This is a genomic window from Burkholderia sp. Ac-20365 (assembly GCF_017104715.1).
Lineage (GTDB): Bacteria > Pseudomonadota > Gammaproteobacteria > Burkholderiales > Burkholderiaceae > Paraburkholderia.
In genome coordinates, this window is sequence record NZ_JAAGPI010000022.1 from 154513 (window position 1) to 165719 (window position 11207).

Below are 11207 nucleotides of genomic sequence, written 5' to 3' on the forward strand. Positions count from 1 at the left end.
TTTGTCTTTGCTGGCATCCGCGATTTGTTATTGGTTTGCCTGGGTTGCCCCTGTGCGGGGCGGCACCTACTTTTCTTTGCCGCGGCAAAGAAAAGTAGGCAAAAGAAAGCCGCTGAACACCGCCCGTTCTTGACCTTTGCCCACGGGCCCCCAACGGCCCCGTCCTGTCCGCGGCAACGTTCTTCTCGATGCCCGCTGCCAACGCTTCGAATTGGCTCATCACCCGCTTCACACTCCCGCGTCGTCGCACGCGCGATCAAATCTCCCACGTTCTATAGCGGCAAACTGTGTGTCGGCTTTCGAGGCGTACACACATCACTCCGGAATGAAAAGCAGGATCGGTGTTGTAAGAGCGCTGAGGTGTGAAGCACTGCGACCTACACACAGTTTGCCACCTGGGCGGCATTAACCATTCGCTGCCGCTGGCTGCGCTACGGGTGATTGAAGTGGGTGAGGCGACTATTCGAAGCGTTGGCAGCGGGCGGTGACTGAGAGATTGTCGTATGAAGGAGAGGAACGGTTGGGGGCCCTCAGGCGGAGGTCAAGAACGGGCGGTGTTAGCCCGCTTTCTTTGCTTACTTTCTTTGCGGCGGCAAAGAAAGTAAGTGCCGCCCCGCACAGGGGCAACGCGTGAACAACGAAAACATCACGCGGATGCCAGCGACAACAAAAGCAAACCGAACAACCTTAGCAACCCAACAACAACCCGCGAAAGCCAGTAAAAAAACGAACCTCACCCAGTGACCACCTCAAGATTCGGCGCAAACGAATCACTGCGCGCGACAGGCCAATACTTCTCATACAACGTATATCGGAAGTTCCCAACCAGCAGATCACCCGGTTCGAGATACTTCAAAAGATCCGACATCAACCGAACCTCATAAGAAGACACACGCCGCACAATATGATGCGCTTGCAGATCAGCAGGATGCCGCAGGCCAGCGGCCTGAACAATCTCCTGCAACGCATGCAACGTATTGTGATGAAAGTTAAACACGCGATCCGACTTGTCGGTAACGATCAGCGCGCGCTGCCGCACAGGATCCTGCGTAGCGACCCCAGTCGGGCATCGACCCGTATGACACGTCTGCGCCTGAATACAGCCCACAGCGAACATAAAGCCACGCGCAGCATTAACCCAGTCAGCACCAATCGCAAGCGTCTTCGCGATATCAAAAGCGGTAATCATCTTGCCGCTCGCACCGATGCGAATCTTGTCGCGCAATCCAACACCGACCAGCGTGTTATGCACGAGCAGCAAGCCTTCCTGCAACGGCACGCCGATATGATCGGTGAACTCGAGCGGCGCTGCGCCCGTACCGCCTTCCGCACCATCGACGACGATAAAGTCCGGCAGAATCCCCGTTTCCAGCATCGCCTTGGCGATACCGAAGAATTCCCACGGATGCCCGATGCACAGCTTGAAGCCCGTCGGCTTGCCGCCCGACAGATTACGCAAACGCTCGACGAATTCGAGCAGTTCACGCGGCGTCGAAAACTCCGAATGCGTGGCGGGCGAAATGCAGTCGCGGCCCATCGGCACGCCACGCGTTTCGGCGATTTCCGGCGTGATCTTCGCGGCCGGCAGCACGCCGCCGTGACCCGGCTTCGCGCCTTGCGACAGCTTCACCTCGATCATCTTCACCTGTGGTTCGCTCGCCTGCTTCGCGAACTTGTCGGCGTTGAACGTGCCGTCGTCGTTGCGGCAGCCGAAGTAGCCTGACGCAATTTCCCAGATGATGTCGCCGCCATGCTCGCGGTGATACTTTGACATCGAGCCCTCGCCCGTGTCGTGCGCAAAGTTGCCTTTCTTGGCGCCGAGGTTCAACGCGCGGATCGCATTCGCCGACAGCGAGCCGAAGCTCATCGCCGAGATGTTGAAGATCGACATCGAATACGGCTGCTTGCGGTTCGCGCCGACCACGATGCGGAAATCGTGGCCGTCGAGTTTGCTCGGCACGAGCGAGTGGCTGATGAATTCGTGGCCCGTGGCCTTCACGTCGAGTTCCGTGCCGTACGGGCGGCTGTCCACGTCGTTTTTCGCGCGCTGATAGACGATGCTGCGTTGTGCGCGCGAGAAGGGCTTCTCGTCCGTGTCGTCTTCGACGAAGTATTGGCGAATCTCAGGCCGGATGAACTCGAACAGGAAGCGGGCATGCCCCCATAGCGGATAGTTGCGCAGGATCGCGTGGCGCTCCTGCATCAGGTCGTAGGCGCCGAGCGCGACCAGCAGCACGGGCACGATGATCCACAGCCATGCGATGTGACCGGTTGCCGCGAGCGCAGCGCAGGCCGCGAGCAGCAGGATGGCACCCCACATCGCCAGATAACGTCGAGAAAACATGACAACTCCATTGCGGTGATGACATCGCAGCGGAAGCATCCGGCGCGGATGCGTCGGCGTCTTCTCGTGAAATCAGCGTGCGTCCGTGGGGATGGATCGCGCTGCGAATCGTTCGGCGGGTTGTTCCTGCTCAGTTAACGGCGCGTTCCGCAGATCATGAAGGGAACCGTAAGCGAGACGAAACCGGGCGGCAGGACAACCGTCGCCCGGAAGATACAACGAAGCGGGATTCAGTGCAGCGATGTCGGCGCGAAAAGCTCGCGGAATGTGTCCGCGAGCCGCACCCGGCAAGGCTTAGCGCGCGGTCAGCAGCGCCGCTTTCTGAGGCTGGCGGGCGACGGGTTGAGCCGTCGCCGCGTGTTCGATGATGCCGCCGCCAAGGCACACGTCGCCATCGTAAAGTACGGCCGATTGCCCCGGTGTGACAGCCCATTGGGCGTCGGTGAAATGAAGGGAGAAGAGGGCGTTTTTATCGGCACCTTCGGGGGCGCCGAACGTACAAGCCGCGTCGGCCTGACGGTAACGCGTCTTCGCGGCGCACGGGTGGCCTACCTCGGGCGCGTGACCGGCGACCCAGCTCGTATTGCCCGCCGTCAGCGTATGGCTCAGCAGCCACGGATGGTCGTGGCCCTGCGCGACATACAGCGTGTTCGACGCGATGTCCTTGCCCGCGACGAACCACGGCTCGCCGCTGCCATCCTTGCTGCCGCCCAGCCCAATGCCCTTGCGCTGGCCGAACGTATAGAACGCGAGGCCGATGTGTTCGCCGACCGTCTTGCCTTCCGTGGTCTTCATCGGGCCGGGTTTGGTCGGCAGATAGCGGTTCAGGAAGTCGCGGAACGGCCGTTCGCCGATGAAGCAGATGCCCGTCGAGTCCTTCTTTTTTGCGTTCGGCAGGCCGATCTGCTCGGCGATCTCGCGCACCTTCGTCTTCGGTATTTCGCCGAGCGGGAACAAGGTTTTCGACAGCTGCGCCTGGTTCAGCCGATGCAGGAAGTACGACTGATCCTTCGTATGATCCAGCGCCTTCAGCAGCTCGAAGCGGCCGTCGACCTCGCGCACGCGCGCGTAGTGGCCCGTCGCGATGGTTTCCGCGCCGAGCGACATCGCGTGATCGAGGAAGGCCTTGAACTTGATTTCGGCGTTGCACAGCACGTCGGGGTTCGGCGTGCGGCCCGCTGAATATTCGCGCAGGAATTCGGCGAACACGCGGTCCTTGTATTCGGCCGCGAAATTCACCGCTTCGACGTCGATGCCGAGCAGGTCGGCGACGGAGACGACGTCGATCCAGTCCTCGCGCGTCGAACAGTATTCGCTGTCGTCGTCGTCTTCCCAGTTCTTCATGAACAGGCCGACCACGTCGTAACCCTGTTCCTTCAGCAGCCACGCCGTGACGGACGAATCGACGCCGCCTGACATGCCTACCACTACTCGTTTTTTGCTCATCTGAATCTGCCTGACTGCCATGACTCGTGCCGAGGGGGCACGCGTTCTATCGGGAAGGCCCGACCGAATGCGTTTGCACGAAGTCGAGCGGGAAACGCCGGCCTGCGAGGTAGTCGTCGATACACTGCATCACGAGCGGCGTGCGATGCCGTTCGGGGCACGCGCGCAACTCGTCGGCGCTCATCCAGACGGTACGCACGATATCGGGATCGAGCGCGCGGCCTGCAATGGGTCCGCCCGCCATCGAACCGCAATACGTGAAGCGCAGATACGTGACGCCATCCTGCGGGCCATCGACGGTATCAGGCCGGCTGAAATGCGTCATGTAGACACCCACCAGCGCCTCGGGCGTGAACGGCTGCGCCGTCTCTTCGAGCGTTTCGCGGATCACGGCCTGCGCCAGTGACTCGCCCGCTTCCAGATGCCCGGCGGGCTGGTTCAGCCGCAGCCCGGCGGGCGTGTGTTCTTCGACCAGCAGGAAACGCCCGTCGCGTTCGACGACGGCCGCCACCGTGACATGCGGAGCCCAGGTTTCCGGTTTCATGGGACGGCATTTTACCGTTTATGGGCCGGGCTTGCCGGCGCCCGGGAAAGACGGATCGACGCCGATCTAGCACATATCGGTGAAAAAGGCACGGAAAGACATAAGGATCGCGTTCCTGAATACCGGGATCGATACCAATTTCGATCTGCCCCTGGACTTCGGTTAAAGTGGACCTCGTGGCTGTAGCTCCAGCCGTGCCTAGCCGTTGCACTTGCCTTATTGCATTGCCGGCGTTGCCCCTCGTCGGCGATTCCAGATTTTCATAACAGGATGGTCGAGGAGGATTCACGATGCACATCGGAGTGCCAGCCGAGACGCGGCCGTACGAAACACGCGTCGCCGCGACGCCCGAGACGGTCAAGAAGTACGTGTCGCAGGGCCATAGGGTTAGCGTACAGAGCGGGGCAGGAACGCCCGCAAGTTATCCGGACGACGCGTACACAGCAGCGGGCGCAGAGCTAGTCGATGCGGCTGCTGCGTTTGGCGCAGAGCTCGTTCTCAAGGTTCAAAGCCCGACTGATTCAGAACTGCCGCTTCTTAAACGAGGCACGGTGCTGGTCGGCATGCTTGAGCCGTTTAATGCGGAGAACGCATCGAAGCTAGCAGCTGCGGGCATAACTGCGTTCTCGCTCGAAGCCGCGCCGCGCACGACACGTGCGCAAAGCCTCGACGTACTGTCGTCTCAAGCCAACATTGCGGGCTACAAAGCGGTGCTGCTTGCCGCCGATCTCTATCCGCGCTTCATGCCGATGCTGATGACAGCAGCGGGCACGGTGAAAGCCGCGCGCGTGCTGATTCTGGGCGCGGGCGTCGCCGGCTTGCAGGCCATTGCGACGGCCAAGCGTCTGGGCGCCGTGATCGAAGCGTCGGACGTGCGGCCTGCCGTGAAAGAGCAGATCGAATCGCTCGGGGCGAAATTCCTCGATGTGCCTTACGAAACCGATGAGGAGCGCGAAGCTGCCGTTGGCGTCGGCGGCTACGCGCGTCCGATGCCGCCTTCGTGGCTCACGCGCCAGTCGGCACTCGTGCACGAGCGGGCCAAACAGGCCGACATCGTGATCTCGACAGCGCTGATTCCGGGCCGTGCCGCACCGACCTTGCTATCCGTCGAAACCGTGCAGGCGATGAAGCCGGGTTCCGTGCTGATCGACCTCGCAGCCGGACGCGGCGCCGAGTACGAAGGCCAGCGCGGCGGCAACTGTCCGCTGACGGAAGCGGACAAGGTCGTCGTCAAGCATGGCGTGACCATCGCGGGATATACGAATCTCGCTTCGATGGTCGCGTCGGACGCTTCGGCGCTGTACGCACGCAATCTGCTCGACTTCATGAAGCTGATCGTCACGAAGGAAGGCGCGCTCAATATCGATCTCGCGGACGACATCGTCGCGGCCACGCTGCTGGCACGCGACGGCGAAGTCACGCGCAAGGCTTGAGGGGACACGCATCATGGAAGTCATCAACCATACCGTGATCAACCTGATCATTTTCGTGCTGGCGATTTACGTCGGCTACCACGTCGTCTGGAACGTGACGCCGGCGCTGCATACACCGCTGATGGCCGTGACCAACGCGATTTCGGCGATCGTCATTGTCGGCGCGATGCTCGCTGCGGGCCTGACGGTCGGCGGCACGGGCAAGTTCTTCGGCACGGTGGCCGTAGCGCTTGCGGCGGTGAACGTGTTCGGCGGGTTCCTCGTGACCAGACGAATGCTGGAGATGTTCAAAAAGAAAGAGCCGAAGAAGATTGCCGCGCCTGGTGGTTCGAAGGAGGGTGCGTAAATGAGCCTGAACGTCGTTACGCTTCTTTATCTGATTGCCTCTGTGTGCTTCATTCAGGCGCTCAAGGGGTTGTCGAATCCGAAGACCGCGCGAACCGGGAACATGTTCGGCATGGTCGGCATGGCGATCGCGATTCTCACGACCGTTGCGCTGATTGCCAAGCAGGCCGCTGCGCTTGGCTCGAATCTTGGGCTTGGACTTTCTCTGGTGTTCGTCGCGCTGGTCGTGGGCGGTGGGATTGGCGCATTCGTCGCCGCGCGCGTCGAGATGACGAAGATGCCGGAACTGGTCGCGGCGATGCACTCGCTGATCGGTATGGCGGCTGTGTGTATCGCGTATGCCGTTGTGTCGGAGCCGGCTGCATTCGGGCTTGGCGCCGAGGAAGGCATTCCCGGCTTCCTGCCGTATGGCAACCGGATCGAGCTGTTCATCGGCACGTTCGTTGGTGCGATTACGTTTAGCGGTTCGGTGATCGCGTTCGGCAAGCTGTCGGGCAAGTACAAGTTCCGGCTGTTCCAGGGCGCGCCTGTCGTGTATGCGGGCCAGCATCTGATCAACCTGCTGCTCGCGATTGCGATGATCGGCTTCGGCGTGATCTTCTTCCTCACGCAATCGTGGCTGCCGTTCATCATCATGACGCTGATCGCGTTTGCATTGGGTGTGCTGATCATCATCCCGATTGGCGGCGCGGACATGCCCGTCGTCGTGTCGATGCTGAACTCGTACTCAGGCTGGGCGGCGGCAGGTATCGGTTTCTCGCTGAACAACGCGATGCTGATCATTGCCGGTTCGCTGGTGGGTTCGTCGGGTGCGATTCTGTCGTACATCATGTGCAAGGCGATGAACCGCTCGTTCTTCAATGTGATTCTGGGTGGGTTTGGCGGCGAGGCTGGCGCGGCGACTGCGGGTGGATCGACTGAGCAGAAGCCTGTGAAGTCGGGCTCGGCGGAAGATGCGTCGTTCATGCTCGGCAATGCCGAAACGGTTGTGATCGTGCCGGGTTATGGTCTTGCCGTTGCACGCGCCCAGCATGCGTTGAAGGAACTGACCGATCTGCTGATCGAGAAGGGCGTGGACGTGAAGTATGCGATTCACCCTGTGGCTGGGCGTATGCCGGGGCATATGAACGTGCTGCTCGCCGAAGCCGAAGTGCCGTATGAGATCGTCCATGAGATGGAAGATATCAATGGTGAGTTTGGTCAGGTCGATGTGGTTCTGGTGCTTGGCGCGAATGACGTGGTGAATCCGGCTGCCAAGAATGATCCCAAGTCGCCGATTGCAGGCATGCCGATTATTGAGGCCTATAAGGCCCGGACTGTTATCGTGAATAAACGCTCGATGGCGGCTGGGTATGCTGGGCTCGATAATGATCTCTTCTATATGGATAAAACCATGATGGTGTTTGGTGATGCCAAGAAGGTGATTGAGGATATGGTTAAGTCTGTGGACTAGCGTTTTTTTTTGCCTTTCAGGCGGAGGGGGCTCTCGGGCGCCTCCGCGGCGGTTTTGATGTTTTTGCTTTTGCTGTTGCTGTTGCTTTTGCTTTCGCTGGCATCCGCGTTTTGTTATCGGTGCTTCAGGCGTCGCCCCTGTGCGGGGCGGCACCTACTTTTCTTTGCCGCGGCAAAGAAAAGTAGGCAAAAGAAAGCCGCTGAACACCGCCAGTTCTTCTCTTTACCCACGGGCCCCCAACGGCCCCGTCCTGTTCGCGGCATCTCCCTTCTCGATGCCCGCTGCCAACGCTTCGAATTCGCTCATCACCCGCTTCACACTCCCGCGTCGCCGCGTGCGCGATCAAATTGCGCGCGTTCTATAGCGGCAAACTGTGTGTAGGCTGTCGCGGCGTACACGCACCACTCCGGACTGAAAAGCACGATCGGTGTCGTAAGAGCGACGACGTGTGAAGCACTACGACCTACACACAGTTTGCCGCCTGGGCGGCAGTGACCATTCGCTGCCGCTGGCTGCGCTATGGGTGATTGAAGCGGGTGAGGCGTCTAGCCGAAGCGCTGGCAACGGGCATTGAATGGCAGAGCGCCGTTTGAAGTGGAAGACCCGTTGGGGGCCCTCAGGCGGAGGTCAAGAACGGGCGGTGTTAGCCCGCTTTCTTTGCTTACTTTCTTTGCGGCGGCAAAGAAATTAAGTGCCGCCCCGCACAGGGGCAACGCGTGAAGAACCGATAGCAAAACGCGGATGCCAGCGCAGAGAAGTAAGGCGCATGCCACCGCACGGGGACAAAAAAACCCGTAAGGCCTGCGCAGCAAAAAAGCCATCACCGCCCCTTCACCCCAATGCTCCGCATAAAATCCGCCAACCGCCGACCTTCAACATCGGGAAAAGGCTCATGCACCGCAAGGTCATCAATATTCGCGAGAGCGAAATGCCGAAAATCCTCCCGCAACTCGCACCACGCGCCAAGCGTGAACCTTGCACCCCAATAGGCTAAAGCAAGCGGCCAAACCCGCCGCTGCGTAGCAGCACCATGCTTATCCTGATACGCGAAGCTAACAACACATCGAGAATCAATCGCGCGATGCAACGTATCGACAATCGTCGACACATTCGCATCGATATGAAACGACGGCGCAAAGAACGCCAGCCGATCAATAGCGGCACGCTTGTCAGCCGGCATCGCCGACGAAATCTTGGCCAACGCGCCGCGCGCCCCGGCGGCCATGCTCTCACCGCCCCACGATTCAAGCATCCGCGCCCCAGCCGCGAGCGCCATCAACTCATCGGCGGTGAAAGTCAGCGGCGGCAAACTCGCACTGCGGCTCAGCCGATAGCCAATCCCAGGCTCGCCTTCAATCGGCACCCCCGACAACTGCAAATCCTGCACATCGCGATATACCGTGCGCAGCGACACATGCAGCCAGTCCGCCAGTTGTTGCGCAGTCGTCAGCCGCCGGCCGCGCAGCAGTTCGGCAATCTGGAACAGGCGGTCGGCGCGACGCGTCATCGTGGGAGTCTCCCGGATAAGGACGGAAAATCTCCCGCGATGATAGCGCCGCATGATGCTCTCCCGGCGCGCCGTGTGTCACTTCGCCCGTCACTTCATCCGTTGGTCTTCGAATGCAGGCCGATGCGGTTGCCCTCGCTGTCGATGAAAAAGCCGATCCAGCCGATATCGTTCGGCAACTGCACCGCCGGACCTTCAACCTTGCCGCCCGCGCGCTTCACGCGTTCGAGCGTCGCGTTGACGGTCGGCTGCGCATTCAGATAGATGACCGACCCCGTTGCCGACGGCTCCAGCGTCGGGCTTTGTACGATGCTGCCGCCCGCCGACGGCTCGTCGTAGTTGAAGATCGCCATCGGCACGCCGAAATCTTCGCGGCGCAGTGTCGTATCGAGCGCGCTCTCGTAAAAGCGGACGGCGCGCTCAAAATTGCTGGCGGGAATTTCGAACCAGGCGATCGCGCGCTTGGGTTGGGCTGCTGACATGCTCTTCTCCTTGATCTGGTGTTGCGCCGGATGGCGTAAGAGAAGTGTGCGGGTGGGCTACTGACACCGTTCTGTCAGCAGGGTTGTCAGCATTCGCCGATTCGCAAAACACGGCGGCAATAAAAAAGCGGGCCGAAAGCCCGCTTCTCTGTCTGCAACTGCAAGAAAACCGCTTACTCCTTCGGCGTATCCGCTGCCGGCCGTTGCCTGACGCTTCCCGCGATCAGATCGAAGCGGAACAGGCGGCATTCGAGCGCGCCATTGAAGAGCGGCGTCTTCGTCGATTCGCGCAGGCGCAATTGCCCCGGCAACTTGCGGTCCGACGTCAGCACGAATGCCTGCCATCCGGTGAAGCGCTGTTTCAGCGCATCGCCGAACGCCTGGAAGAACTCCGTCATGTCCGGCGTATCCGTTTCAGCGCGACGGAAGCCGCCTGGCTCGCGGCCCGTATCGCGAATCTCGCCGCGCGGACCGCGCCCGCGCACTTCGATCCGCTCGCCATACGGCGGGTTCGCCACGAGGATGCCTGCTTCGCCCGTGGGCGGCATCATGTTGCGCGCGTCGATCTGCTTGAGCGGCAGCGCCGGGAAACCGGCGCGCTCGAAGTTCGTGCGCGCCTTCTCGAGCATGTTGGCCGAAATGTCGCTGCCGTAGATCAGCAGATCGCCGCGGCCCGCGCGTGCTGCGCGCTTCGCGTCCTGCGCGGCGACTTTCAGCGTCTGCCATGCCGACACGTCGTACTGTTTGAACTGCTCGAAGCCGAAGCGCCGGTCGACGCCCGGCGCAATGCTCAGCGCCACTTGCGCCGCTTCCGCGAGGAACGTGCCGCTGCCGCACATCGGGTCGTACAGCGGCGTGCCCGGCGTCCAGCCCGTCAGGCGCAGGATGCCCGCTGCAAGGTTCTCGCGCAGCGGCGCCGCGCCCTTGTCCAGTCGCCAGCCGCGCTTGAAAAGCGGCTCGCCGGAGGTGTCGATATACAGCGTGCAGTCGGTGGCCGTCAGGAACGCGAACACGCGCACATCAGGTGTACTCGTGTCGATGCTCGGACGCGCGCCCGTCTTGTCGCGCAGACGGTCGCAGATCGCGTCCTTGACGCGCAGCGTCGCGAATTCGAGGCTGCGCAGCGGCGACTTGATCGCGGTGACGTCGACGCGCAGCGTCTCGTTCGCCGAGAACCATTGTTCCCAGCGCTGTTCGAGCGCGAGCCCGTAAATGTCCTGCTCGTTGCGGTACGGACGATGCGCGATCTTCAGCAGCACACGGCTCGCGATCCGCGAATGCAGGTTGGCAGCCATGCCGGCCGCCCAGCCGCCCTTGAAATGCACGCCGCCGGGGACTTGCGCGCCGGCCGCGAACGGCGCGCCGTTCAGATGACGCGCGGCGATCTCGGCGAGTTCGGCGGCGAGCGCGGCTTCGAGGCCGCGCGGGCAGGGGATGAAAAATTCGAAAGACATGGAGTTTGCCGCAAAGGCGTGGATTAAGGCGACATTGTACGCGGTCGCCTCGTTGTGACTTGCGGCAGGTGATGCGCGCGGGCCGGGGCGCCCGCGCGACGGGCGTCAATCAGCCCTTTGTCAGCCCTTCGTGCCTGCGTTCGAGGCCGACGGCGCGCTGGATGGCGCCGCCGATGGCCCAGAGGTCGACGCCGGGCAC

The 11207-nt window shown here is 61.4% G+C and carries 9 protein-coding genes; 3 read left to right on the forward strand and 6 right to left on the reverse strand.

Annotated elements, in window-relative coordinates; all coding sequences use genetic code 11:
• Positions 1 to 733 precede the first annotated feature (733 nt).
• The 3 genes from G3O01_RS29350 to G3O01_RS29360 form a co-directional block, all read right to left on the reverse strand.
• Complete coding sequence (locus tag G3O01_RS29350) at positions 734 to 2344, reverse strand: FMN-binding glutamate synthase family protein (protein ID WP_205810093.1); 1611 nt, start codon at positions 2342 to 2344, stop codon at positions 734 to 736.
• A gap of 294 nt (positions 2345 to 2638) precedes the next feature.
• Positions 2639 to 3790 carry a tRNA 2-thiouridine(34) synthase MnmA gene (mnmA, locus tag G3O01_RS29355; RefSeq protein WP_205810094.1) on the reverse strand — a complete coding sequence of 384 codons (1152 nt, stop codon included), beginning with the start codon at positions 3788 to 3790 and terminating at the stop codon, positions 2639 to 2641.
• Positions 3791 to 3836: 46 nt separating this feature from the next.
• Positions 3837 to 4334: an NUDIX hydrolase gene (locus tag G3O01_RS29360; RefSeq protein WP_205810095.1), complete on the reverse strand. Its 498-nt coding sequence runs from the start codon at positions 4332 to 4334 to the stop codon at positions 3837 to 3839.
• A gap of 290 nt (positions 4335 to 4624) precedes the next feature.
• Between G3O01_RS29360 and G3O01_RS29365 the strand changes: the two genes are divergently transcribed.
• From G3O01_RS29365 to G3O01_RS29375, 3 genes are read left to right on the forward strand one after another with little or no spacing between them, the layout of a single operon-like run.
• On the forward strand, positions 4625 to 5767 hold the full coding sequence (locus tag G3O01_RS29365; protein ID WP_205810096.1) for a Re/Si-specific NAD(P)(+) transhydrogenase subunit alpha: 1143 nt from the start codon (positions 4625 to 4627) through the stop codon (positions 5765 to 5767).
• Positions 5768 to 5780: 13 nt separating this feature from the next.
• Entirely contained in the window at positions 5781 to 6113 is a 333-nt protein-coding gene (locus G3O01_RS29370) for an NAD(P) transhydrogenase subunit alpha (protein ID WP_042317230.1), read from the forward strand.
• Positions 6114 to 7565 carry an NAD(P)(+) transhydrogenase (Re/Si-specific) subunit beta gene (locus G3O01_RS29375; RefSeq protein ID WP_205810097.1) on the forward strand — a complete coding sequence of 484 codons (1452 nt, stop codon included), beginning with the start codon at positions 6114 to 6116 and terminating at the stop codon, positions 7563 to 7565.
• Between the two features lie 820 nt (positions 7566 to 8385).
• On the opposite strand, the gene G3O01_RS29380 is transcribed toward G3O01_RS29375, so the two are convergent.
• From G3O01_RS29380 to G3O01_RS29390, 3 genes are all read right to left on the reverse strand, one after another.
• Positions 8386 to 9126: a YafY family protein gene (locus G3O01_RS29380; protein ID WP_205810098.1), complete on the reverse strand. Its 741-nt coding sequence runs from the start codon at positions 9124 to 9126 to the stop codon at positions 8386 to 8388.
• 41 nt (positions 9127 to 9167) lie between these two features.
• A complete protein-coding gene (locus G3O01_RS29385) occupies positions 9168 to 9554 on the reverse strand; it encodes a VOC family protein (RefSeq protein ID WP_205810099.1) in 387 nt (128 codons plus the stop codon).
• Positions 9555 to 9727: 173 nt separating this feature from the next.
• The gene (locus G3O01_RS29390) at positions 9728 to 11008 is read right to left on the reverse strand and encodes a class I SAM-dependent RNA methyltransferase (RefSeq protein ID WP_205810100.1); all 1281 of its coding nucleotides are present in this window, start codon (positions 11006 to 11008) and stop codon (positions 9728 to 9730) included.
• Positions 11009 to 11207: the final 199 nt, after the last annotated feature.